A 25,060-nucleotide genomic window follows, 5' to 3' on the forward strand; every position below is an offset into this window, starting at 1 on the left:
TTTTACCCCCTTAAAAAGGGGGTCGCCGCTCAAGCGGCGGGGGGATCTTTATTCGCCGGGAAGAAGAAATCCCCCCTGCCTTTGGCATCCCCCCTTGTTAAGGGGGGAATATGAATCCAACTTTATTGCATTGACTTAACACTTGTCTTTTGCATACACTTCCTGGGCAGCGGCGACCGCACGGCCGGTTTCAACGGTTTTTACCCCAAGCTCCTGCATGGTAAGCTCGAGCGCCGCAATGGTCGGAATGATGTATTCGTAGGAAGCGGTCAATGCCATGTGGCCGATGCGGAACATCTTTTCATAGAATTCCTCCAATCCCCCTGCCACCAGCACTCCATATTTTTGGCGGAGTATTCTTCGTATATCGCCCTCATGGATACCTTCTGGAGGAAGGATGGCGGTGGTGGTGGGAGAGGCAAGGCTTGCATCCGGAAAGAGAGTCAGCCCGAGGTGCGGCAAAGCGGCGTGAATGGCCTTCGCCGCAATCCGGTGACGGCGGAAGCGGGTTTCCAGACCTTCCTCCAGAACCAGCCGCGATGCCTCATCGAGCGCATACACCAGGTGGGTCGCCACAGTCATTGGCTGGCGGCGGTATTTGAATTTCAGAAGCCCTCCGTGTTCTTTTTTAAACCACATCAGCTTCCAGCGGTTCAGATCGAAGAAGAAACTCTGGGGAATGGTGGTGCGCCGGTCAAAAATATCCCACATGCGGTCAGCTATTCCCACCGGCGCCAGACCCGCCAGTGAACCGAGACATTTCTGGCTCCCGGTACAGAGAAGGTCGATCCCCCACGCATCCATCCGGATCTCCGCGCCGCCGGCGGAGCTAACCGCGTCCACAATATAGATGAGATTGAAGCGCCCGGCGATTTCACCGATTTCTCTGATGGGATTCAGCACACCGGAAGAAGTTTCGGAATGGACTACGGCGATTGCTTTGAGATCCGGAGAGAAAGCGGCGTCTTCGATACGGTCAAGATCGAGTGGTTTCCCCTGTTCGGATCTGACCTCCACCACATCGAGACGGCAGCGCAGGGCTATCTCACGGAGCATGTTACCGAAAACGCCGTTATTGATGACAAGGATACGGTCGAGCGGTTCGAGCGCCGTGCTCATGGCTGCCTCTATCCCCCCGCGGCCGCTGGCATTCAGGAGAACGACCTGCCCGCTGGCGCCGATAATTTCCGCCACCTGCTCCGAAGCGCGATCCATGATATCATGAAAACGGGGGTCGCCATGACTGATCGCCGGGCGGCACATGGATTGAATCACCGAGGGAGCCACTTCGGTCGGACCAGGCATCATGAACAATTCCCGCATTATCGTTTCCCCCTTAAGCAGGCGAAAAAAATCCGAGTATGCTATAAAATATGGTTATCGATCGGATGTGCCAATACACTATTGCTTTGCAACAAAAAGGAACAATATTCGCCATGTCACATGTCATGCCGAACTTGTTGCCGCTTCGCGGGAACGATGAAACCGTTGCCGTTTCTCGGGAACGATGAAACCGTTTCGGCATCTAATTTGAAAAGAAAAGCAATAATATATGTCGTCATGTATAATTGCGATAATATAGTCAAAACCTGGAAGTAAAACCACTCCGGAGTAATCCGATGACGCACATCCTGATGAGATGGCATTGTCATTTTTTCCGCCGCCGTTCAGCTACAGCATAGATATCCGATCCCCTCAGGTATTTCATTCCCGTGAGGGTATAGACCATCGATGCGGTCCGCCCCAAAAGATCCCGGCGGGACAACCAGGGATTGCCGGTGCTTCCCAGCCAGACCCGGCTCCGGAATCCGCAGGCTTTCAAATGCCGCCGCAGGCTGAGAATACTTTGCTCGTTGATATGCATGAGGATTTTATGTTCATCGTACTCAGGATCGCTTTTTAACGTCCGAAAGTGCGCTACAACCGGATGAACAGGTTTTTCTCTATTGAGAAGGAAGTACACTGCCGACTTAATCCAGAATCCCCAGGTTCGCGACCATACATTCGGGCTGGTGTGGATGATCAGCTTGCCGCCCGGTTTTAGCACCCGCCAAATCTCCCTGAGTATAGTTTGAAACTCGTCAGCGGAAACATGCTCGACCACATCTAAAAGGAATGCAGTGTCGAAAAAATCATCCTCAAATTCCAATGTTTCGGCGCTCTGACAAAAAAATCCGGTTTTTTCCCGGATATTCGCCGCATGTCTTTCACGAGTGGTTTGGGCAATTTCCACTGCGCTTTCCGCATAATCGATTCCAACGGCCCAGGCTCCTGCACTGGCAGCCTGAAACACGATTTCCCCCCTTCCGCAGCCGATGTCAATGATCCTCGTGCCGGGCTTTATTTCAACCAGAGACAGGGGAATCCGGGTATACTTCGTTTCCCCCAGGCCCAGGGTCTGAAAATAGGATTCGGATACATCTTTGTCTCCGACATGTTTTTTGAAGTACAGGTCATCATAGAGACTCCGCATGCTTTTCGATGTCTGGCCGCGTACGAGAAAAAGGAAGTCGCCATACGACCGAATTTCTAAATCCGGTATTTGTTTTTCTTTATCGTCAGTCATCAACGAGTGCCTAAGTGCCTGAGTGCCTAAGTGCCTGAGTTCCTGAGTAGAGACGCAGCGCGCTGCGTCTGTACTGCCTGAGTGCCTAAGTACCTGAGTCAGATGCAGAATCAAGTTCAAAACCGACGCATGATACGTGTCATCCTGAACTTGTTTCAGGATCTAAATCCACATTCCTCGATTAAATCTTAAATATAATCAGTCCACTCCACGAATCAATTGATCAGAGAAAATTACATGACGATAGAAATGATTGTGCCTCCCAGTCATTTCTTTTCCATTTCAGAGCGGATTTTCGGCAGGGCGCCGGGATACTTTTTCTGCACAAAATCGATCAGCTTCTCACGGACAGCACACCGTAGACTCCACAAATCACCGCTGTCCCTGGCGCTGACCAGGGCGCGGAGCTCCATGACACTTTCCTTGAGATTGGTAACTTCCATCCCCCAGGCTGTACCGTCCCATTTGGGTGATTCCTTAAGGAGACGGTGCAGCTCACTGCGAATCTCTTCCACCGGAATGGAGTAATCCACGTACAGAAATACTGTTCCCAAAAGGTTGGTATGGACCAGTGTCCAGTTCTGGAAGGGTTTTTCGATAAAATACACGATCGGGAGAATCATGCGCCGATTATCCCATAATTTCACCACTACATAGGTCAGGTTGATATCCTCTATGTTCCCGTATTCTCCCTCCACAATGACCGCATCGTCCAGCCGTATGGGCTCGGTAAGGGCGATCTGTATGCCGGCGAGGAGATTTGCGACCGTCCTTTGGGCGGCCACACCGACAATGATGCCCGCCACTCCGGCGGAGGCCAGGATCGCCGTTCCGAGCTGACGGATACGGTCGAAGGTCATGAGGATCGCACCGGTAGCGAAGATGACAATGACAATGGTCAGTATCCTTTTCAGGAGCTGGAATTGGGTTTTGATGGTTCGGGCACGCATGCTCTCTTTTTCAAAGTGATAGTGGTTCAGTACCATATCCTCGAGAACATTGATGAGCTTGATCAAAAGCCAGGAGAGCGAGGCAATGATCAAAGGGGCCAGAATCGAGCGAACGATCTCGAAAACATTTTCCGGAACCAGGGCTTTAACCAGGGGAAGCGCCAGGTTCAGGGAAAAGAACACCATGAACCAGCGTGCAGAACTTTTGGTGTGATTTATAAGGGAAGAGTAGAGAATGGTCGGCCGGTGTTTCGCCACTGACCCCAGAACGAAAAAGATGATTGAATGCGCGATTAGCCCCAAAAGAATCGGTATGATAAAAATCAAGATAACCACCACGAGAATGGCTGTGTTCTGTACAAGTGCATTCCGGGTATTCTCAAGAATTCCATTCATGGGCGCTCCCTTATTCTTAGTGCCTGAGTGCCTGAGTGCCTAAGTAAATATTCAGTTTCCTCAAACCCCTATAATCAATATAATCAGTCTACTTCGCAAATATAATCCATATCTTTGCAGTCTGCGTGAGTTTTTTGGTGTGAGGGGGTTTGCTTGTCAATTGCTGCATTTTGTTATTGACAAGAATAGAACTTTGTTCTATATTAATCGATGTAATTAAAATCTGGATTGCCGTTTCGTCACTTGGGCACTCAGGCACTCAGGCACTTATTTGATGGTGGATGAAAATGGTATATCGAAGAACGGAACGAGGAGATGAACGGTACCTCAGACGGCGCGCCCAGCTTACCGTTGCAGCCCGCACACTTTTCACCGAAAAAGGTTACGATGAGACCACCATGCAGAATGTGGTCCGCGAAGCCGGGACTTCCATCGGCAACTGTTATTTCTATTTTCTCAACAAGGAAGCCCTGCTGCAGGTGGTGATCCAGGACATTATCGCCGATATCTGGACTTCAGCAGACGAGGCGCTTCAGGATGTTCCATCGGGTATCAAAAAACTGGCGCTCATCTTTTACCAGAGCATTACCGTGATGCTCGAAAACGAGGCTACCGGCAAGCTCATGCTCATGGCGCTTTCTCTGCCTGCCGTGCGAAATGCGGTGTTTGAAGATTACCGCAAGCGGGTACGACAGTTTATTGATGAAAATCCGGGTCTTTTCATCGATGAGGATGTAGACCTCAAAATTAATGCCGCCCAGGGCGCCGCTGTTGCCCTCATTGAAATGATCCTTCTGGACGGCATGGAGTATGAGCCTTCCAAGATCGGATATTTCCTTGCCCGCTGGAACCTGCAGGCGATCGGACTGCCGCAGGACGCAGTAGAAGAAGCTTTAGATAATTTGAAGCGTGTACGGGAACAAAGGAAACAGGCCGCATTTACTTAACGGGTTTGGCTGCCGGTGGCGCCTGCACTTCTTTCAGTTTTACTTCCTTGTGGCACATGATGCAATTGGTCATATCTTTTATTTTTCTGTCGGTGTGGGTTTTCTCAGTAGTTTTTTGATCGTGGTGGCAGCCCCAGCACTGGTAAGAGGTAAAATCATAACTGGCCATCTTTGTGTGACAGCGGTTGCAGCGAGCTTTGTGCGCCCCGGTGAGCACCCAGGCCGGATGCGGATACTTGACCGCCATCCAGGTGGATTTAACGTGGCAATCTTCGCAATTTTTCCCGTACTTCTGATGGTATGCCGCCTCCGGTGTTTCGCGTTTATGACAGACATAGCAGCCAACACCCTCAGGAACCGCCGGATGTGCGGTCTTTTCTATTTTCTTGGCTTCTGTCGTACCGCCCGTTCCGGGTTTCGGCCCGCCTGTGGAGCAGCCGATCGCTATGATTATGGCAAATACGGTTACCAGCGCAATTGACCGCTTGATCATACAAAATCCTCCCCACATGGTAAGATGCCGAAACAAGTTCGGCATGACATGTGTCATCCTGAACTCGTTGCCGCTTCGCGGGAACGATGAAACCGTTTCAGGATCTTGTCGCTTCAAAACAATAGACATGAATATATACATGAAATCGGCTTCATACCAAATGGAAAATGCTCGGAACAGTTAATTTTTCACCGGGACGAGCAGCATGGGCCGTAAAAGATGGAACATGACCTTGGCAGCGACGCTCCCCGACCAGAAAGAGTCAAATCCCGGCCTCCCGTGAGTTCCCATGACCACCAGGCCGGCATCCTTCTTTTCGGCTTCGGCAATGATGATTTCCGCGGGATCGCCGCGGAGCACCGTTCCCTCCGAAGGTATCTCCCTCTCCATGGCTTCACGGACTCGGCGGCTGAGATATTCTCCGGCATCCTGCTCCGCCATATCAAGGAGCTCGCCTGTGGCGCCCGGCAGCAGCTTCCCCGATGCCGCCCATTCCGCGGTAAGAGAGCCGAAGGTAGGAACCGCCATGATCAGTGAAAGACTGGCGCCGCACGGCCTGGCCAGGTCAAGGGCTGCGAAAAAACCTTCCTCGTGTGATGTATCAGCATCGAGTGGAACCAGTATCCGGCTGCACCGAAAGGGAGGCGCAGGTTCTTTCTCGGATGGGTGAATAAGGAGAAGGGGGGTGGCTGCGAGTGAGATAACCTTCCGTGCGATAGACCCGAAGAAAAGCTCGACAAGGCCGCTGCGCCCGTGGGTGCACATCACAATCAGGTCAGGTTTCAATTCTCCGGAGTGTTCCGCAATGCTGCGGGCTACATTTTCCACCTCTTCCGCGTGAACATGGCATTTCACCGGGATGCCTGGCGGAAAAGCCCGTTTTTTCAATTCTTCCATGTAGGCTGCGGCTTCGTTCGTGCCTGTCAGGTGGCGGTCGCCGTGGATTTCCTGTGGCGCGTTCCGCTCGATGACATGGATGAGAGTGACCTCTGCGCCGAAAATCCCGGCCATGAATGCAGCCGCCGGAAGAGCGGACTCCGCCAGCCTTGAGCCGTCCAGGGGAACCAGGATACAATGATACATATTTTCACCCCCCGAAGATAAGCGAATAGATGAGATAGAAGTTCAGGAGCACGATGAGCGACACGACCGCGACGGAAGCTGCGGTGGTCAGGCGTGAGTTGACAAGGACTCCCATGATGTCTCTGCGCCTGGTGAACATGACCAGCGGAATCACCGCGAAAGGAAGCCCGAAACTCAGGACGACCTGGCTGATTACCAGGGTCCGGGTCGGGTCGAATCCCAGTGCGATGACGACAAGAGAAGGAACCATGGTTACCAGCCTCCGTATCCAGGGCGATATGCGTCTTTGAATGAATCCCTGCATGATCACCTGTCCCGCCATGGTTCCGACCGAGGAGGAGGAAAGGCCCGACGCCAGAAGTGAAAGGGCGAACACACCGCCTGCCGCGGCCCCTAAAAGGGGGGTGAGTGTACGGTGCGCTTCCTCCAGAGTGCCGATGCCGGTCATTCCGGTTTTATAAAAAGTGGATGCAGCCATGATGAGCATCGCAATGTTGACCAACCCGGCAATAGTCATGGCAATTACTACATCCGCCGTTTCGAACCGGAGCAGCCGCCGGAGCTTGGCCTCATCCCGGACAACGATTCTCCCCTGGGTAAGGGCTGAATGGAGAAAAATGGCATGCGGCATGACAGTCGCCCCCAGTATGCCGACAGCCAGAACAGCGCTTTCCTTACCTGCAAAATGGGGTGTGAAAGAATGATGCAGCACCGCGTTCCAATCCGGCTGTGCGAAAAAAATCTCCGTGAGATAACTTGCCGCCACGATGCCCACAAAGATTGAGATGACCGCCTCGATAGACCGGAATCCGTAACGCTCAAGCCCGAGAATGACAAATGTGATGATGGCGGTAAGTATTCCCGCAGGCAGAAGGGGCACACCGAGCAGGAGGTTGAATCCTATCGCCGCGCCGATGAATTCGGCAAGATCCGTAGCCATCGCCGCTATTTCCATCAGTATCCACATGACAATTGCCACGGGACGGGGGAAGCGGCTGCGGCACATTTCTGCAAGATTGAGTCCGGTCGCTATGCCAAGTTTGGCTGAGAGGAGCTGAATGAGCATGGCCATCAGGTTGCTGGCTACAACCACCCATAACAGGGTGTATCCGAATTTGGCGCCCGCCTGAATATTGGTGGCGTAATTCCCCGGGTCTACATAGGCGATGCTTGCGATGAACGCCGGGCCCAGAAATGGGAAGAGACTCCTCAGCCTTCCCCTCCCGGAGCGCCCATCCAGAATCTCCGCGGCGGTTTCTATGGTTTTTACGGTGGCGTTTCCCTTCAAGCTGTGTTCTCCGGATAAAGGCAAAGTAATGTGCAGCCAGGCACAGTCACCTGCTTGCTTTTATTGTATCATACACCAGCACCGGGGCGGATAACAAGAGATAATTTACCGTTAATTCTGTTCGCTTTACCCGTTTTTTTTGGTATATTTTCAAAGATTGTCTGAACCTTGATTCGCTTGATTATGGGATTAGCTTGATGAAGATGCCGAAACAAGTTCGGCATGACACGTGCACTTCGACAAGCTCAGTGCTCGGTCAGCGGACTCTGAGCCTGTCGAAGAGTCCGCTACATCCTGAACTCGTTGCCGCTTCGCGGGAACGATAAAACCGTTTCAGGATATAAACACTCAAAATATAAGCAAATATTGCGGAGGTAAAATACATGGCTTCACTTAAGAATTGGGTTTTATTGTTCACAGTGGCTATTCTGGTGTCAGGGTCGGCCGTATTTATCCTTTACGGGTGCGGCGGGAAAAAAACGGAGAAAATCCGTATCGGGTTTATGGTTAAACAGCCGGAGGAAAAGTGGTTCCAGGAAGAATGGAAATTCGCCCAGAAATGCGCCGATAAGTATGGATTCGATCTCATCAGAATAGGCGCCCTTGACGGTGAAAAGGTTCTCGCGGGCATCGACAACCTGGCTTCCCAGGGAGCACAGGGATTCGTGATCTGCACACCGGAAGTCCGCCTGGGGCCGGCCATCATGGCCAAAGCCAATTCACTCAGGATGAAAGTGTTCGCTGTTGATGACCAGCTTGTGGGCGCGGACGGCAAGTTCATGGAAGTGCCATACATGGGTCTGGCTGCTCGAACTATCGGCGAAATGGTAGGAAAAGCTCTTTTTGACGAGTTCAATAAGCGTGGGTGGAAAATCGAGGAAACCGCTGCGGCGGCCATCACTCACGAGGAATTGAACACGCTTAAAGAGCGCACGGAAGGCTCGACCACCGCCCTGGTCAAGGCCGGCTTCCCCGCGGAGAAGATATACCGCTCCAACGAGAAAACAACCGATGTGCCCGGCTCGTTCGATGCGGCCAATACCCTTCTGGCCCAGCACCGCGAAGTGAAACGCTGGCTGGTTTTTTCGGTGAATGACGAGGGCGTTCTCGGCGCGGTCCGCGCTCTCGAAAACCAGGGTTTCAAGGCGGACAGGGTCATCGGAATCGGAATCGGCGGAGGCGCCGCCATGGCCGAGTTTGAAAAGGGCGAAATGACCGGTTTTTACGCCACCTGCCTGATCAGTCCGCTCCGTCACGGATTCGAGACCACGGAATACCTCTACAAGTGGATCAAGGATGGGGTGGAGCCGCCCAAAGACACACGCACGACCGGGTTCATCATTACCCGCGAAAATTACAAACAGGTGATGAAAGAGCAGGGACTGCTCGACGAAGGAACTGCAAAACAATGAAGAAAAAAATTTTGACAGGATTGACAAGATTAACAAGATTGAAATCCCGTGAAAAAATAGATGCCGAAACGGTTTAATCGTTCCCGCGAAGCGGCAACAAGTTCGGCATGACCGTGTCACCCTGAACTTGTTTCAGGGTCTAAAAACTCCACCTTTTTTTGCTTTAATAAAAAACTATACAAACAAAAGGATTTCCATGACAAACTTCGAACACTTCAAGAAAACCCTGAACTGGGAAAAGGTAGATCGGATACTCACCTATGATGTCATGGATAACCGCGAGATACTTGTGAGGTACGGCGGCCTTGACCTGACCCGGAGCTATGCCTTCGAGGAGCTGGTTGAGGTTAACGCCCGGGCGCTCAGTAATATTGGCCTCTTTGTAACCCGCAACATCTACGATCCGTTCAATCACTGGATGGGCGCCAAAATCCGCAACTGGATACGGTTCTTCGGTGTGAATCCCGATAAGTGGGAAGTCCGCCAGGCCGGTGAGACCGCCTGGATAGCCCGCCGTCCTTTTTCCACTCTGAAAGAGCTTGAAAAGAACCTGCCCCGAATGCCGGTTTACGAGGAAATCCGAGACTGGTACCGGCCGACCCTCCGGTATATCCAGGATGTGTTCGACCGTTACGACCTGGTTTTCATCGGGGGGTTGGAAGGCCCGATCTGCGATGCGTATACCTACACCGACACAGAGCTTTTCTGCACCGCTCTCTATGACGCCCCGGAGCTGATCTCCCACATCATGGACTGCACCGGGATGTTTTCAGCCCATATCGCGCGGGTTTTCGCTGAGAACACCCGTGTTCCCCTCCTGTTCATGGGGGAGGACATCGCCGGGAAAACCGGCCCCATTTTCAGCCCCGCGTTCATCCGCGAGCAGGGCCTTCCCCGCTGGCGCTGGATCACCGCCCCGCTCCGTGAAAATGGCATCAAATTCCTTTTCCATACCGACGGCAGATACGGCGAGCTGCTGCCGCTGATTCTCCGTGAGCTTGACGCCGACGGCCTCAATCCGATAGAGCGGAACGGCTGCAACGACATCTTCGAGATACGGCGGGAGTACCCTGACAAGCTTCTCTTCGGGAATGTGTGCTGCGCACGCACTCTTCCCTATGGTTCCCTTGCCGATGTGGAGGATGAGACGCTGGAGATCATCGAAAGGATCGGGCCCCAGGGAGGCATCCTGATCGGGTCTTCGAGCGAGGTGCATGACCTGGTTCCCCCGGAAAATGCTGTGAAGATGTACGCAACGGTCAATGAGTACGGGACATTTCCCATTGACCTCGACCGTATCCGGGCCAGACGGGCAGAACTGGCAATAGACAAAAGAGCCTGAATGTTTTTCACTAATAAATTCGGCATGCGTCATGCTGAACTTGTTTCAGCATCTAATATGAGGCTTATGCAAAAGTCGTCTTATACGTAAAAAAGAAAACGAGTTTTTACTTCAGCCCCCTATCCCTCGGTCCCTTTCCCCCTGAAGGGGGCAAGGGAAGATGTTTCTCCACAGTCATTCCTGCCCCCTCCGGGGGAAGGATGTCCGAAGGACAGGAAGGGGACTGCTTCGAAAATCTTACTTATGCAATGGATCATCAGATAAAGGGTTTTTCACAAACCTATCGAATCATATGGAGAATAGAGTGGATTTTTTTATCCGGTTGTTTCAACGGTTGAATATATATGATACCGTAAAAACGATCAAAGAAGGTTTGTACCGGCTGACTCCCCAATACCATAAACATCAGAATGCCATGAAATCATTCTACGGGCTGTTCATCCATGCTGACGACCTGTGCTTCGATATCGGGGCCAATGTGGGAAACAGGACGGAAATATTCCTGTCCCTCGGCGCCCGTGTGGTTGCGGTCGAGCCGCAGAGTTCCTGTGTACGGAAATTGGAGAAGAAATTTCGGGGAGTTGACCGGATCACCATCGTTCCCGAGGCGGTCGGCGAAGAGCCGGGAATCGCAGAGCTTCTGGTCAGCCAGGCCACTACCATTTCTTCCATTTCGCAGGAGTGGATCAGCCGGGTGCGGGCAAGCGGAAGGTTTGCGTCCTATTTCTGGAAGAAACATGAGCAGGTCAAAGTAACCACCATGGACGGGCTTATTGCACGATTCGGCAGGCCGGTTTTCTGTAAAATTGACGTGGAAGGTTTCGAATATCAGGTTGTCAGGGGATTGTCGCAGCCCGTGGGTATTCTCTCTTTCGAATTCACACCGGAATACATTGAGCCGGCGCTGGACTCGATTCGGTACCTTTCCGGTCTGGGGGAAGCGCGGTTCAACTATTCCCCTGGTGAATCCATGCAGCTTGCTCTTGACGACTGGGCAGCCTCCGATGAGATTATCCGCATCCTTACCACCCTGCCCGATAGATCCGTTTTCGGAGATGTGTACGCGCGTTTTTTGAAATCTGAAATCTGAATGACCGGTGATAAGTTGATTGTGCCCTCTTCAGTCAAACCCCGTGTGGTATTCAGCCGGTGTCTCGGATTTGCCTGCTGCCGCTATGACGGGATGTGCATCTCCGATGAGTTCGTGGACAAACTCCGGGAACAGGTCGAATGCATCACCGTATGTCCTGAAACGGAGATCGGCCTCGGCGTCCCCCGCGACCCCATCCGGGTGATTTCCACTCAAAACGGACGAACCCTGTTCCAACCCTCTACCGGCCGGAATCTCACCGGAGAAATGCAGGTATTCTCGGCTGCATTCCTTGATTCGCTCCCCATGATAGACGGGTTTATACTGAAAGGGCGATCACCTTCCTGTGGAATCAAAGGTGTTGAACAGTTCTCCCCGGAGGGGAAAATTATCGGGAAGGGAACGGGAATTTTCGGAGATGCTGTGATGAAAAGGTTCCCACACCTTGTTGTCGAGGATGAAGGCCGTCTTAAAGATCGTAAAAACCGAGAACTTTTCCTCGTAAAAATTTTCGCATTCGCCCGTCTCAGAAAACAAACCGGTTGAAGATAAATAATATCCACGTATGTCATCATGTAAGTTTTTTTGAAAATATTGCATTGTGATTGCACTATCAGATCCTGAAACGAGTTCAGGATGACACGTGTCATGCCGAACTTGTTTCGGCATCTCTCCATATGATCGCCAACCTTAATTCAATGACATACTCGGATAATAATATTTGCCCTTATGCATAAAAACTTGATACAACTCTCTCAATATACTATACTATACATTTATAAGATCTGACTTGCCCTTACCCGGCTTTTTTCTCTTTGGGCCTTTTCTTTTTAGGCTTTGGGCTTTTTTTCCCTTGTAAAGGAGAAAGCATGCGTCCAATTAAAAGTTTTGATGTACGGGCATCTTTGCCGGAATCTTTGGAACCGTTACGGGAAATAGCATACAACCTTTGGTGGTATTGGAATATCAGCGCCATAAAACTTTTTTATCGTCTCAATACCAATCTTTGGGAAGAGACGAATCATAATCCGGTGGATATAATAGGGAAAATTCCCCAGTCCCATTTGGAAATGCTGGCGACCGATGAGGGGACACTGGCGAATCTGGAAAGAGTCAAATCCCAGTTCGAGAGCTATATGAACGGTACGAGCTGGTATGCCCGGAATGTGTCAAAGGAGACCGAGAAACTTATCGCCTATTTTTCTCTCGAATTCGGCCTGGCGGAGAGCATTCCCATATATTCGGGCGGTCTGGGAGTGCTCGCCGGAGATCACCTGAAAAGCGCGAGCGATCTGGGTATTCCTCTCGTTGGCATGGGCATCCTCTACCAGGAAGGATATTTCCGTCAATACCTGAACAATGACGGCTGGCAGCAGCAGCTCTATATAAATAATGATTTTTATAATATGCCGCTTACCAGGGTTTTGGACTCCAACGGCGAAGATTTGAAAATCGAGATCGATTTTCCCGGCGGTCCGCTTTATGCCCGGGTCTGGAAAATCCAAACAGGCCGCGTTCCTCTGTATCTCCTCGATACGAATATTGATGACAATACCAGGGAAAACCGGACCATCACTTCCTCTCTTTACGGCGGCGACCAGGAAATGCGCCTCAAACAGGAGATGCTCCTGGGAATCGGAGGTCTCCGCGCCCTTCATGCGATGGACATCTGGCCCACTGTCTGCCACATGAACGAAGGCCATGCCGCTTTCCTTTCCCTGGAGCGGATACGGACCCTCATGGAAATGGAGGGACTAACCTTCAACGAGGCGTTTGAGCTGGCCAGCGCGGGAAATGTCTTTACTACCCATACCCCTGTCGCGGCAGGTCATGACCGGTTCCCTCCGGAGCTCATGCTCCGCTATTTCGAGTCATTCATCCCGGAACTGGGATTGACGCGTGATGAATTCCTGGCGCTCGGACGAGTCAATCCCAAGACCCCTGACGAAAATTTCACCATGACAGTGCTTGCACTCAAAACCTCAGACCAGTCCAATGCGGTGAGCCGTCTTCACATGCAGGTTTCCCGTGAAATGTGGAAAGATCTCTGGCCTGATTTTCCCCTCGATGAAGTTCCGATTGCTCATGTCACCAACGGCATCCATGTTTCCAGTTGGGTTTCCCAGGACATGGTAGACCTTTTTGATCGCTATGTCGGCCCCAAGTGGCGGGATGAGCCGGCCAGTCTTGAAATCTGGAACCGGGTCAACAATATCCCCGATGAGGAAATCTGGCGCACCCATGAACGGCGGCGCGAACGTCTGGTTTCTTTTGTCCGGAGACGGCTCCAGATTCAGTTGAAACGCCAGGGGGCTTCGGACTATGAGTTGAACCTCGCCCGCGGCGCCTTGAATTCAAAGGCGCTTACCATCGGATTTGCCCGAAGGTTCGCCACCTACAAGCGAGGCGACCTCATCTTCCGTGATCTGCAGCGGCTTTCCAAAATTCTCAAAAATCCCGACCAGCCGGTGCAGATCATTATAGCCGGAAAAGCCCACCCCCGCGACGATGATGGCAAGGATCTGATCCGGCGCATTATCCATTATTCCCGCCTTCCCGAGATCAAGGGACAGGTAGTATTTGTCGAAGACTACGACCTGAGTGTAGCCCGATATTTATTGCAGGGGGTGGATGTATGGCTCAACACTCCCAGACGTCCCCTGGAAGCCTCCGGGACGAGCGGCATGAAAGCCGCCGCCAACGGCGCCATCAACCTGAGTATTCTTGACGGCTGGTGGGATGAAGCGTACACGCCGGAAGTCGGCTGGGCGATTGGATCGGGTGAGGTATATGATGATCCCAGTTTCCAGGACACTGTGGAGTCGAACGCCATTTACAATATCCTGGAAAAGGATTTGGCGCCCCTCTTTTATAATGTTGAGGCAAGCGGATTGCCTCGTAAATGGATAGAGAAAATGAAGCAGTCAATGAGCCGGCTAGTCCCAATTTTTAACACCCACCGCATGGTACATGAGTATTACAACGACCGCTACCGTCCGGCCATCAAAAGGTATAATGACCTGAAAGCCGACAAAGCAGCCCGCGCAGCAGCTCTCGCGCTATGGAAGCAGAAAATTCTGGAAAACTGGTCGGGGATACGGATCATTCGAGTCGATGCGGACAGCCTGGGGCCGTTCAAAGTCGGAGATTCGGTGAAAGTGACTGCCATGATCAGCCTGGGGAATCTTGCCCCCCAGGATGTCTGTGTAGAATTGTTTGCCGGGATGGTCGATGCCTCCGGGTTGCTTTTCGATACGATGCCGGTTTCCATGGAATGGAAAGGCGCCAAACAGAAGGGGCAGGTTTTCGAGGGTGCGCTCACACTGACACGGAGCGGAAAGGTGGGATACAGCCTCCGCATTCTGCCATGCAATCCCGATATGTTCTCATACCAGGATATGATGCTCATCAAGTGGGCATGAGAAGAAATATGATTTCTGCAGTAGGCATTTCAACAGTGGTGGATATTATTCTTCTCATGAACGGTTTCAAGGCGGAAGAAGGTTCGTACCACTGTGAGAGAATGATCACGGAGGGTGGGGAAAAATGCTCCGCTATCCAGCTTTCTCGATCTCCTGCGTGGATTCAACCGGCGCAGGCGATGCATTTCACGGCGCTTTCTGCCATTTCTTTTCGCGCGGGGAGGAAATCGGAAGGTGCCTTGAACTGTCATCGGCAGTCGGCGCGCTCAATTGCCGCGCTTACGGGGGAAGAGCGGCGCTCCCTACCCGTGAGGAACTGGCCGCTTTTCTCGAAGAGAACGGCCGTGATCCGGTATTTCCATGACCGAAACCGGCGGACTTTCAACTCCATGTTGACTTTGATGCCTCCGATTGTTATACTTACTTACAAATAAGGGCGACAAGCATTTTGGGATTACACCTTTTTTCAACGAAACAGGAGAAATGAATGAGCAGCAATCGGCATTTGCGTAAGAGCGAGTTGAACAGACGCCGTCAACGCAGAGAAAAAAGGGTGAAAGCGCGCATTCATGAAACCATTCAAAAAGCCCGTGATAAAAAAATATAATTTGAATGGGAACCATTTCAAAACTCAGGCATTTATTATTATAGGTCGACGAGTGAATGCATTGTCGGCTGTTACAACCTCTCTTTCGAAACCCCGGGAATAAATAACCGGGGTTTTTTTATAAGAGAGTGACAAAGTTACAAAGTGACAGAGTGACAAAGTAAGAGTCCAAAGCCCCCTTCCGGCGCTTTGCGCCACCTTCCCCCGTTCCGGGGGCAGGAAAAACATCAGCGCCCTTACTTCCCTTGCCCCCGGAACGGGGGAAAGGGATAAGAGGGTTAGGGGACTTCCAAACGTTTTTTTCGTCTTCCTGAAATTGCCGGTTATACGAACCGAAGGCTTCCTGCGATCGCAAGTCTCCTAATACGGCAGAAATTGCGGGGAGAAGTGACTCCCTCGCCTGTCGGGGTGGCAATGGTGAACGCCATGTATGCCTCGCCGTCATCGGGGCCGTCGCCCTGGTTAGAGTAGCCGTTGGCCACCACGATGGTGGTGTTCATGGCTTTGGCGAACTCGGTGATACGGTTCATGTCCCGTGAATGGATCAGGGCGGTATGACGATAGCCGTGCTCCGCATTAAGGCAAAATTCCAGCGCCTCTTTGAAATCCTTCGCCCGGACAATCGGCAGAACCGGCATCATCTGCTCTTCCTGTACAAAAATATTGTTCAGGTCAGTTTCGGCAAAAAGTAGTTTCGTGCCCTCGGGAATGTTCACCCTGACCAGGTCGGCAAGGTGCGCAGCATTCCGTCCAATCAGGTCACGGTTCAGGATATGTCCGCCCTTTTCGTTGGGAATAAAGGCTTTTTCGGCAAGGAGTTTGAAACTGATGTCATCGAGCTTGAACGCCCCTGCCTTGACCAGCGCCATCAGGAACTTGTCGTACACGGACTCGACAACGAACACCTCTTTCTCGGCGATGCAGAGAATGTTGTTGTCGAAGGTAGCGCCTTTGATGATGCACTCGGCGGCGCGGTCCAGGTCGGCAGTTTCGTCCACCAGCACCGGCGGATTGCCGGGGCCGGCAGCGATAACTTTCTTGTTGGTGGCCATCGCAGCTTTCACCACTCCGGGGCCTCCTGTGATGGAAAGCAGAGAAATATCCGGATGGTTGAACAAAACATTTGCGGTCTCGAGAGTCGGGTTCTTCACGCAGGTGAAAAGATTCGCCGGAAACCCTCCTGCAACCACCGCTTTTTGATAGATTTGAAGGGCATAAGCAGTCACCTTCTTCGCCCCGGGATGAGGATTGAACACCACGGTATTGCCGCCGGCCAGCATGATCATCGCATTGTTCACCATGGTCTCCACCGGATGGGTGGACGGTATGATCGAGCCGATGATTCCGAACGGCGCAAACTCTTCCAGGCAAACCCCTTTCTCGCCCGACCAGGACCGTGAAATCAGGTCTTCCGTACCGGGAGTATTTTTGGCGCAGTTGCGGTGTTTGAGTATCTTGTCCTTGTATTCGCCCATTCCGGTCTCTTCGTAGATCATCCGGCTGAACTCTTCAGCATGATCGAGGGTGGTGCGCCGCAGGATGGAGATGAGGCGCTCACGGTCCCGTATGCTGAATTTTCTGAACAGTCCGAAACCTCCTTTTGCCGCGGCGATGGCGTCTTCCATACGGTCAAATACGCCGTCCTGCCCACGGATGCCTGCGGTGGCGGATACTGCTGGCGACGGTCTATCGGCCATGGAAGGCGCTGTTCCGGCTGATGCAGCCGGCTTCAGATCGGCGCCCGCAGCAACTGAAGCGATCACCGATTCCACAATCTTTCGTATTTGTTGTTCGTCAATCATGACTCAACCTCACTTTATATCCTTCCATTCCTTGTGTTATATCATCTGGTCCATATCCGCATGGGGGCTGGCAATCACCGAAGTGGAAATGATTTCCCCTAACCGTGAGGCGGCGATTACTCCGGCCTCAACCGCTGCTTTGACCGCACCGACGTCCCCGCGCACCATTACCGCAATGTATCCGCTCCCCGTCTTACGGTAGCCGACCAGGCTCACCGAAGCAGCCTTGAGCATGCTGTCGGCGGCTTCAACTGCGCCGATAAATCCGCGTGTTTCGATAAATCCCAATGCTCTCCCGGAAAGTGCCATCGTTTTCTCCTTTTATGTGTTTACGATAATTTTAAATAATGTTCACTTTTATCTAAAAATATAATTTTTTGACATGATTTACAAGATTTACAAGATTGAATTTATAGTTTTTAAAAATCTTGTTAATCATGTTAATCCTGTCTAATTTTTTCTTTGTTGTTTTTTTAGCTCCTGGCTCCTGTATTCTGTATCCTGTATTCTGTTTTTCTATACATTCATTTCTTTCATTATTTTGGTGGTGATTTCAGTGACCAAGTCCTCGTATTCTGATTCAGTGCTCTGCTCGAGTCCACAGGTCCCGGTGCATTTTCCGCAGCACATGCAGGCGCTGCCGCCGATACGGATTCCAAACTGTTCACGGACTTCCTCCAGCTTTTTAACCTCCGGCGGTGTAAACTTCCTCGCTCCGCCGAGCTTTTGCGCTGTCAGCGATATCTGGGCGAACAGCTCCACACTCTCCATCTTGTAGTAGGCATCCATAACATCCGCGCCGAGAGTAACCACACCGTGATTAGCAAGAAGAATGGCGTTGTGGCAGAGAATCAGCTCGGATATGGAATCGGAAAGCTCGCTGGTGGACGGAGTCCCGTATTTGGCGAGGGGCACATGTCCCAGGCAGATGACAATCTCCGGAAGGGTCTGGAAATCGAGCGGAATATTTGCCACAGCATAGCCGGTGCTTACCGGCGGGTGGGCGTGAACCACACCCCTGACATCGTCACGGCGGCGGTAAGCTTCCAGGTGAATCTTGATTTCGGAGGATGGCTTCAGATAGCCGCTTCGGATATTGCCGTCCATGTCCACTTTCATCAACATGTCCGGGGACATGAATCCTTTCGAAACACCGGTCGGGGTGGTAAGGACATAACTGTCCCCCAGCCGCATGCTGATGTTGCCGTCATTCGAGGCTACCCAGCCTTTTAGCCAGAGACGCCTGCCTACTTCACAAATCTGTTCCCGTATCTGTTTTTCGAGATTTTCCATGGTTTCCCCAATAAATGAAGTAACAAAGTGACAAAGCGGCAAAGTCGCAAAGTTAAAAGAATTTACAAAGCGGCAAAATATTTTTCTTTTTACTTTTTCACTCTGTCGCTTTGTCACTTTGCCACTTATGTCATCCTTCAATCACCTTTTTCGTTTCACGGGCCACAATCAACTCTTCGTTTGTTTCCAGAACCAGCGCGGCGATTTTTGAACCCCTGGCATCTATCCGTTCCGCATTGGCGGAGTTGGCGGCATGGTCGAGTTTGAAACCGAGAAATCCGAGCGAGGTCAGCACTTCTGCGCGGAGGTCCGGGTCTTTCTGGCCGGTTCCGCCGGTAAAGCAGACGGCATTCACTCCGCCCATGAGAAGAATATATGCTCCCATGTAGAATTTAATATCGTAGATAAATTTATCACGGGCCAGTTTCGCCCCACGGCTGCCCTGTTCAATCGCCGCCAGAATATCCCGCATATCTCCAGAAGTCCCGGAAAGCCCCTTGAGGCCGCCGTTGGCGCTCAGCTCTCTGTAGGCTTCCTCCATGGTGATTCCCTTCTTCTTCATGATGTAGGGAATGGCGAAGGCATCGATGTCTCCGGTACGGGTGGACTGGATGAGTCCCGACTGGGCGCTTAATCCCATCGAGGTATCGATCGATACGCCATCCTTGAAAGCACACACCGAGGAGGACCCGCCAAGGTGACACGCTACGATCTTGTGTTTCTTCGGGTCGAGGCGAAGCTTCCTTACCGTTTCCCCGGTAACATAGCGGAGCGAGGCGCCGTGATATCCATATTTCATCACCCCATATTTCTCGTACCATTCGAGCGGGGCGCCGTAAACTCTGGCATATTCCGGCTTCTGTGTGTGAAATCCCGGCTCGAACACTCCCACCATATCTTTGCATGGCATCAGCTCCGCAAACATCCGGATGGCCGCGAGATAAGCGGGATTATGGGCCGGCGCCAGATCGCAGTACTCCTCCATCGCCCGGAGCACCTTGTCTGTGAGCAGCACCGAGCCGTTCTCCTCACCCGCCTGCACCGTCTTGAATCCGACCGCATCGATATCGTCAAGGGAGTGAACCACCTCGGCGGTAAGGAATGCCAGCCCGGCCTGAACCGCGGCGCCCTGGTCGGGAACCGACCTTTCCTCATCAACCCGCAGTGCGTCGTTACCAAGGTAGAATCTCATACGGGCTTTCTCCGAGCCGACCCGCTCGACATTCCCTCGGCAAAGAACGCTCTCGTCCCTCATATCGATAAGCTGGAATTTGAACGATGTGGACCCGATATTGCAAACCATTATTTTCACTGCATTCTATCCCTTACATCACAATACAGTTCATTTAAAAACTTGGAACCACGAAAGTCACGAAAAACACGAAATTTGTTATTCATTTTTTTTCAATAAAATTATTTTTCGTGCCTTTCGTGTGTTTCGTGGTTAATGATCCTGTCCATTTTTCGCTTAAATGAACCGTATTGCCCCTACATCACAATCTCATCAACAATTGCCAGGATATTGGCATCCGAACCGGTCATGTCGGGCAGGAACGCCATCGAAGACTCAGGGCCGCCCTCATAGAGGACCAATTGCCCATCGCCTGCGCCGATATAATCAAAACTGATGATCAATTCACCGGGTTTGGCAATGTCTCGGGAATCAACTTCCTCAAGGACACGGATCTTTTTCCCCTTAAGCGCCGGCAGGGTCATGTTTAACACCAGCGATCCCCTTACTCTTCCCATCTCCATTTGTAAATCTCCGCACTTTCAGGGCGTCAAAGGCCGGTAAAGCCGGAGACGATTTCTTCAGGATCGCTCTCGGCGTCGAGGACAATGACATTCGCCCCGATATCCACCCTTGCCGCGCGGGCCTCATGGATTCCACGGCAATGGACAGCGCGGATGACCTGGTTGCGGTTTGCATGAATAGGGCCTTCCAGACCGGTTTTTTCAAGACATATCCCGAATTGCGCAGTTCCGGAGGCGACCGCATTGCACATGTTTTTTACAGCGGTTTCGTAGGAAGCCCCGGAAAGCTCCCGAACCTGAAATCCTTTGGCGGCGAGAATTGAACAAAGAATCCCGCTGTTTCCCGGAAATCCCTGGCTTACAGCCAGCCCGACGGTGACTGCACCGGGCAGGGATGGCATTCCTTCCTTTTTCTCTGTGGCATCCACCCGCATAATAGTGATTCCCTTTTCACGGGCGTAATCGAGGGCCAGCGGAGTAACGACCGCCTTCCTCGCAATCCGGACTGTTTTCCCCTGTATCATGAGAAGGTCTTTCTGTATGATGACCTGCTTCCCTGTCAGGTCGCCGCCGCCTGAATCCGTCCGAGGCGCCTCCAAAGCCGGCTTCGCATGTGGACTAACCGCTTTACCTGAAACAGGGGGCTTCTCCGGAGCAGAGGCAACCTGCACCCCTTTCAAAGCCAGAACCCTTTTCACTTCTTTCACTACGGCTTCGATCAACTCATCCTGATTCATCACCCGCTCCTGTGAATTACCGCTCGTCATTCTCATCTATGATACCGCACAGCCAGGCCCGCTGCGGAACCTTGGGGTTGTTGAAATACTCCTGAGACCCCCAGCCATCCCAGCTCAAAAGCACCCGGTCCCCTTTTCCGGCGCCGATGAAATCAACCACTATCTGCGGCCTTCCCTCCGGCTGGCCGGCGGCATTGAGCACCTGCACGATAAGGAGCTTCTTGCCCGAAAGGCAGGGATGTTTGATGGTAGAAGTTATGCTTCCGATTACTAGTGCGTCGCGCATGGAAAAACCCTAAAGAAGTGACAAAGTGACAGAGCGACAGAGTGACAAAGTTAAATACCTTTAAGAAAATGATTTTTATGTTTGCGGTTCCTGTACTTTCCGTATAAAACTGCTCAGCATTCTTTCGATTTCTCTTGTACTTTCATAGAGAGCATCAAAATCATTCGAGGTTACGTAATTCAGCTTGTGAGAAATCTCTATTTGTGTCTGCAATTCAAAAAGTGAACCAGTTGAAATTTGTAAAAAACGAGCAAAATCGTTAGGTGAATTGCGGCCGTAACCTTCCGCCATATTACTAGGAATTGAAACTGCACACCGTCTCATCTGCGAGGTTAATCCATAGCATTCATCATTCGGAAATCTTTTGGTCACCTTATAGATTTCAACAACCAACTCAATCGATTTTTGCCAGACAAGTAGATCTCTGAAAGTTTTCACTCATCATCTCACTTTGTTACTCTGTCACTTTGTCACTTACACCAAATGTCTGATCAACTCACGATTGATCGACGGAATCACCACCGAAGAGATGAGCACCCCGCGGTCCTTGACCCTTTCCAGAGCGGCGTCCATGGCAGAGCGGACATCCTGAACTGCGCCGGTGACAATCACATAGGACTTTCCGGCAAGCCCTTTTCCCAGCCGGAGGTCCAGGATATGTACATTTGATGTTTTCACCATCGTATCCGCCCCCTCGATGGTGGCGGTCATGGTCATGGTCTCGAAGACGCCGATGGCGTCACCGATGTCAGTGGTATCAGGGGCGTAGAGCGCCCGGACGACCTGATCGTCCACCCTTGGCAGAACCAGCGAATCCAGATAATTGAAATCGGCGATGCCGTGCGCCAGCTCAACCGCCTCCTCCACCGCGCCCACATCGCCGGAAAAGAGAATCTGGTAGCGTCCCGGGCAGTTCGGGGCTGAAAGGAGAATGTCGATTCCGGTATTTTTCGATATAAGGTCCGCCGCCTCGATACCCTTGCCGACGCTGATATATTCGAGAAATCCTATGCATAAGCTCATGAGCGGAGCCCCCCAATGACTATATGCGTGTCGGTAACCTCCTCCACCCGGCCGTTGATGGAGGCGTGCACCCTTGCGGAAAGAGCGCCCTGGGGAATCTCCCCGATCAGGTCTCCCTCTTTCACCCGGTCACCGGTTTTCACCACCGGTTTGGCGGGCGCTCCCAGGTGCTGGCAGAGCGCGATTTTCACCATTTTCGGCTGGAGAGAACCCGCAGGCAGGAGGTCGGTATGCACAAGATACCGCTCCAGATCCAGCTTACGGGCGTAGGTCAGTGCCGGAATCTTGCGAAAATCGAACATGGGTCCCCCGTAGAGCCGTATTTTCGAGAAATCGAATTTCAGCCCGGATTTCCGGATCGCATCACGAACCAAAGCATACACCTTGTTCGGCGACAGCCCGAAAATACAGGCATACTGCTCGCAGATGCCGCACTGGCAGCAGAGGAGAGCCTCGAACACCATCTGTTCGGTTATGCTGTCCAGTTCACGGCTCTCGATACGCCGGAGAATTTCATCGATGTGCCAGGCCTTCGACATCATCTTGGCAGGGTTGATGGGGTGGCCGAGCGCATTCCGTGGGCAGAGGATGGTGCATTCCTGGCAGGTGCAGCACCATTTCGCCCGGAGCTTGGTTACCGGAACAGTCTGTTGTTTCAGCCTCACCACCGTATGATCGGCTGGCAGAATGATGATACCGCCCATGGTTTTGGTGGTATAGTCGTCGATGCTCCCGATCGGCCCCATGATCGGCCCCCCGTAGATGATCACGAACTCGCGGACTGACGCGCCTCCCGCCAGATCGACAAGATCGCGGATGGGCGTCCCGAGGGGAGCGTCGACCGTGATATGCCGTGATACTTCGCCGCCTACAGTGACCAGCCGCGAGATTACCGGTTTTCCATCCAGGGCATCGGAGACCTGCTTGAGTGTGGTCACATTGCTCACTGTGACGCCAACCTGGAAAGGAAGCCCGCCCGGCGGCACAATACGGCCGGTAATCTGACGGGTGAGCACCATCTCATCCCCGGCAGGGTAAGTATTCGCCTGTTTTTCAACAGAAAGGCGGGGCTTTCCTGAAATGGCGCGCTCAACCGCGGTTATCGCCTCCACGTTTTTGTCCTTGATGGCGATGAACCCCCGAGAAGCGCCGACCTGCTCCATGGCCGCCTCAAACCCGCGGATGATCTCGGGGGCATGGGTGATCATGAGATGAAGGTCCGATTCGACGATCGGCTCGCACTCGGCGCCATTGGCGATATAGGTGTCCACCTCATTGCCCAGCTTGACATGGGTCGGGAAACCGGCGCCTCCCGCACCCACAACGCCGGCGTCAAGAACGGCGGCAATACTATCAACACCTGCCACCGCCATGTTACTGGTCCTTCCGGTACACAGTGGCCGCATCGATGGTGATTGAATCCACGATCCCGATGATAAGGCCGTCGGTGGGAATGGTGGCGGTGAGATCGGTCATACGGGCTGAAGAACCTTGCACACAAAGCACGATCTCGCCTCTGCCCGCGCCTACCGGATCGTTCACCACAAGCGTGCTGCCTGTCGGAATGATCGAGGTCCCCGAAGCATCCTTGGCGACCCGCTGAATCTCGACCAGCAGAAATTTCTGGCCGATCAGGCGGTCAACCTTGACCGAAGATACAATCTCTCCGATAACCTTGCCTACTACCACGATTTTCCCCTCTTTCCGGGTTAAACACCGGGACTCTTCTTCTTGATTGTCTCTTCCGGGGCTTTGGCCGTATTGGCAGGTTTGGCTTCCGCTTTCGCCGGTTCCTCGAAGATCATGGACTTCATGTCTTCATGGGGGCTTGCGATAACCTGGGTGGCAATGACCTGTCCGACCGCAGACGCGGATTCGGTTCCTGCCTCGATAGCCGCCTTGACCGCAGCGACATCTCCTGTCAAAATAACCGCCACGAGCCCGCTTCCTACACGTTTCTGACCGACCAGGGATACATTCGCCGCTTTAAGCGCCGAATCGGCTGCCTCGACAGCAGCCACAAATCCCTTGGTCTCGATAAAACCTAATGCCAACATGTGATTTTCCTCCAGTTCACGGGTTATTTGAACATGCCGTCCAATTCATCGTGGGGCCGGGGAATGATGTGCGAGGAAATAAACTCGCCCACATTCTTCGCCACTTCAGTTCCTGTTTCGACAGCGGCTTTCACCGAGCCCACATCGCCCATGATAACCGTGGTGACATATCCCCCGCCGATGGATACCTGCTTGAGCAGCTCTACACTGGCGCTTTTCAGCATGGCGTCGGTGGCCACTGCAAGACCCGTGAAACCTCTGGTTTCCAGAAGTCCGATTGCTTTCTTCATGGTGTTTAAACCTCCCTGTAAGTTTTGGTTAACGAGAATGATGTTTTTTGTGTTTGATATTTTATGAAAGATGTGATTATTAACCCGGATTATTCATAAATTTTTTTTTGCTGCCTGAGAATTGTGAAAATGGCCATGTATTAAACTTTCAAAATGGTGTTTCGGTCACCTTGAAGTGTGATTTACAAGAAACACAAGAACGCGGATGATTGATACATAAA

26 protein-coding genes are annotated in these 25,060 nt (G+C 52.1%); 7 read left to right on the top strand and 19 right to left on the bottom strand.

The window, feature by feature from the left end; all coding sequences use genetic code 11:
• Positions 1-135 precede the first annotated feature (135 nt).
• The 3 genes from Q8O92_00860 to Q8O92_00870 form a co-directional block, all read right to left on the bottom strand.
• Positions 136-1,323, bottom strand: coding sequence for an alanine--glyoxylate aminotransferase family protein (locus Q8O92_00860; protein ID MDP2981865.1), 1,188 nt, complete (start codon positions 1,321-1,323; stop codon positions 136-138).
• Between the two features lie 325 nt (positions 1,324-1,648).
• On the bottom strand, positions 1,649-2,566 hold the full coding sequence (locus Q8O92_00865; GenBank protein MDP2981866.1) for a class I SAM-dependent methyltransferase: 918 nt from the start codon (positions 2,564-2,566) through the stop codon (positions 1,649-1,651).
• A 266-nt stretch (positions 2,567-2,832) separates the two neighbouring features.
• Positions 2,833-3,912: a mechanosensitive ion channel family protein gene (locus Q8O92_00870; GenBank protein MDP2981867.1), complete on the bottom strand. Its 1,080-nt coding sequence runs from the start codon at positions 3,910-3,912 to the stop codon at positions 2,833-2,835.
• A 287-nt stretch (positions 3,913-4,199) separates the two neighbouring features.
• Here Q8O92_00870 and Q8O92_00875 point away from each other — a divergent pair, with 287 nt between their 5' ends.
• Positions 4,200-4,859 (top strand): TetR/AcrR family transcriptional regulator, encoded by a 660-nt coding sequence (locus Q8O92_00875; GenBank protein MDP2981868.1) that lies wholly within the window; start codon positions 4,200-4,202, stop codon positions 4,857-4,859.
• Here the strand turns inward: Q8O92_00875 and Q8O92_00880 are convergent.
• The 3 genes from Q8O92_00880 to Q8O92_00890 all read right to left on the bottom strand — a co-directional run bounded on the left by Q8O92_00880 (position 4,852) and on the right by Q8O92_00890 (position 7,723).
• On the bottom strand, positions 4,852-5,352 hold the full coding sequence (locus Q8O92_00880; GenBank protein ID MDP2981869.1) for a hypothetical protein: 501 nt from the start codon (positions 5,350-5,352) through the stop codon (positions 4,852-4,854). The two genes, Q8O92_00875 and Q8O92_00880, sit on opposite strands and share 8 nt — an antisense overlap.
• Positions 5,353-5,532: 180 nt before the next feature.
• Entirely contained in the window at positions 5,533-6,435 is a 903-nt protein-coding gene (locus Q8O92_00885) for a universal stress protein (GenBank protein ID MDP2981870.1), read from the bottom strand.
• Positions 6,436-6,439: 4 nt separating this feature from the next.
• Positions 6,440-7,723, bottom strand: coding sequence for an Nramp family divalent metal transporter (locus Q8O92_00890; GenBank protein ID MDP2981871.1), 1,284 nt, complete (start codon positions 7,721-7,723; stop codon positions 6,440-6,442).
• Positions 7,724-8,106: 383 nt separating this feature from the next.
• On the opposite strand from Q8O92_00890, the gene Q8O92_00895 reads away from it, so the two are divergent.
• The 6 genes from Q8O92_00895 to Q8O92_00920 all read left to right on the top strand — a co-directional run bounded on the left by Q8O92_00895 (position 8,107) and on the right by Q8O92_00920 (position 15,353).
• Positions 8,107-9,135 (top strand): arabinose ABC transporter substrate-binding protein, encoded by a 1,029-nt coding sequence (locus Q8O92_00895; GenBank protein ID MDP2981872.1) that lies wholly within the window; start codon positions 8,107-8,109, stop codon positions 9,133-9,135.
• Between the two features lie 196 nt (positions 9,136-9,331).
• On the top strand, positions 9,332-10,477 hold the full coding sequence (locus tag Q8O92_00900; GenBank protein MDP2981873.1) for a uroporphyrinogen decarboxylase family protein: 1,146 nt from the start codon (positions 9,332-9,334) through the stop codon (positions 10,475-10,477).
• Positions 10,478-10,781: 304 nt separating this feature from the next.
• Complete coding sequence (locus Q8O92_00905; GenBank protein MDP2981874.1) at positions 10,782-11,567, top strand: FkbM family methyltransferase; 786 nt, start codon at positions 10,782-10,784, stop codon at positions 11,565-11,567.
• A complete protein-coding gene (locus tag Q8O92_00910; protein MDP2981875.1) occupies positions 11,568-12,113 on the top strand; it encodes a DUF523 domain-containing protein in 546 nt (181 codons plus the stop codon). It abuts the gene before it with no gap.
• Positions 12,114-12,436: 323 nt separating this feature from the next.
• Complete coding sequence (gene glgP / locus Q8O92_00915; GenBank protein ID MDP2981876.1) at positions 12,437-14,989, top strand: alpha-glucan family phosphorylase; 2,553 nt, start codon at positions 12,437-12,439, stop codon at positions 14,987-14,989.
• A 124-nt stretch (positions 14,990-15,113) separates the two neighbouring features.
• Complete coding sequence (locus tag Q8O92_00920) at positions 15,114-15,353, top strand: carbohydrate kinase family protein (protein ID MDP2981877.1); 240 nt, start codon at positions 15,114-15,116, stop codon at positions 15,351-15,353.
• A gap of 566 nt (positions 15,354-15,919) precedes the next feature.
• On the opposite strand, the gene Q8O92_00925 is transcribed toward Q8O92_00920, so the two are convergent.
• The 13 genes from Q8O92_00925 to Q8O92_00985 form a co-directional block, all read right to left on the bottom strand.
• A complete protein-coding gene (locus Q8O92_00925; GenBank protein MDP2981878.1) occupies positions 15,920-17,398 on the bottom strand; it encodes an aldehyde dehydrogenase EutE in 1,479 nt (492 codons plus the stop codon).
• 36 nt (positions 17,399-17,434) lie between these two features.
• A complete protein-coding gene (locus Q8O92_00930) occupies positions 17,435-17,707 on the bottom strand; it encodes a BMC domain-containing protein (protein MDP2981879.1) in 273 nt (90 codons plus the stop codon).
• Positions 17,708-17,914: 207 nt separating this feature from the next.
• The gene (locus Q8O92_00935; protein ID MDP2981880.1) at positions 17,915-18,691 is read right to left on the bottom strand and encodes a class II aldolase/adducin family protein; all 777 of its coding nucleotides are present in this window, start codon (positions 18,689-18,691) and stop codon (positions 17,915-17,917) included.
• Between the two features lie 130 nt (positions 18,692-18,821).
• Entirely contained in the window at positions 18,822-19,994 is a 1,173-nt protein-coding gene (locus Q8O92_00940; GenBank protein ID MDP2981881.1) for an acetate/propionate family kinase, read from the bottom strand.
• Between the two features lie 185 nt (positions 19,995-20,179).
• Positions 20,180-20,446, bottom strand: coding sequence for a EutN/CcmL family microcompartment protein (locus Q8O92_00945; GenBank protein MDP2981882.1), 267 nt, complete (start codon positions 20,444-20,446; stop codon positions 20,180-20,182).
• A gap of 26 nt (positions 20,447-20,472) precedes the next feature.
• Complete coding sequence (locus Q8O92_00950) at positions 20,473-21,183, bottom strand: RpiB/LacA/LacB family sugar-phosphate isomerase (protein ID MDP2981883.1); 711 nt, start codon at positions 21,181-21,183, stop codon at positions 20,473-20,475.
• A 16-nt stretch (positions 21,184-21,199) separates the two neighbouring features.
• Positions 21,200-21,469 (bottom strand): EutN/CcmL family microcompartment protein, encoded by a 270-nt coding sequence (locus Q8O92_00955; GenBank protein ID MDP2981884.1) that lies wholly within the window; start codon positions 21,467-21,469, stop codon positions 21,200-21,202.
• Between the two features lie 75 nt (positions 21,470-21,544).
• Positions 21,545-21,907: a four helix bundle protein gene (locus tag Q8O92_00960; protein MDP2981885.1), complete on the bottom strand. Its 363-nt coding sequence runs from the start codon at positions 21,905-21,907 to the stop codon at positions 21,545-21,547.
• A gap of 36 nt (positions 21,908-21,943) precedes the next feature.
• Positions 21,944-22,492 carry a BMC domain-containing protein gene (locus Q8O92_00965; GenBank protein MDP2981886.1) on the bottom strand — a complete coding sequence of 183 codons (549 nt, stop codon included), beginning with the start codon at positions 22,490-22,492 and terminating at the stop codon, positions 21,944-21,946.
• Positions 22,489-23,865 (bottom strand): SLBB domain-containing protein, encoded by a 1,377-nt coding sequence (locus Q8O92_00970; protein MDP2981887.1) that lies wholly within the window; start codon positions 23,863-23,865, stop codon positions 22,489-22,491. Before Q8O92_00970 ends, Q8O92_00965 begins: the two co-directional genes overlap by 4 nt.
• Before the next feature lies 1 nt (position 23,866).
• Entirely contained in the window at positions 23,867-24,181 is a 315-nt protein-coding gene (locus Q8O92_00975) for a EutN/CcmL family microcompartment protein (protein ID MDP2981888.1), read from the bottom strand.
• Positions 24,182-24,201: 20 nt separating this feature from the next.
• Positions 24,202-24,549, bottom strand: coding sequence for a BMC domain-containing protein (locus Q8O92_00980; protein ID MDP2981889.1), 348 nt, complete (start codon positions 24,547-24,549; stop codon positions 24,202-24,204).
• Positions 24,550-24,572: 23 nt separating this feature from the next.
• Complete coding sequence (locus Q8O92_00985) at positions 24,573-24,839, bottom strand: BMC domain-containing protein (GenBank protein ID MDP2981890.1); 267 nt, start codon at positions 24,837-24,839, stop codon at positions 24,573-24,575.
• Positions 24,840-25,060 lie beyond the last annotated feature (221 nt).

Source organism: Candidatus Latescibacter sp., from assembly GCA_030692375.1.
Lineage (GTDB): Bacteria > Latescibacterota > Latescibacteria > Latescibacterales > Latescibacteraceae > JAUYCD01.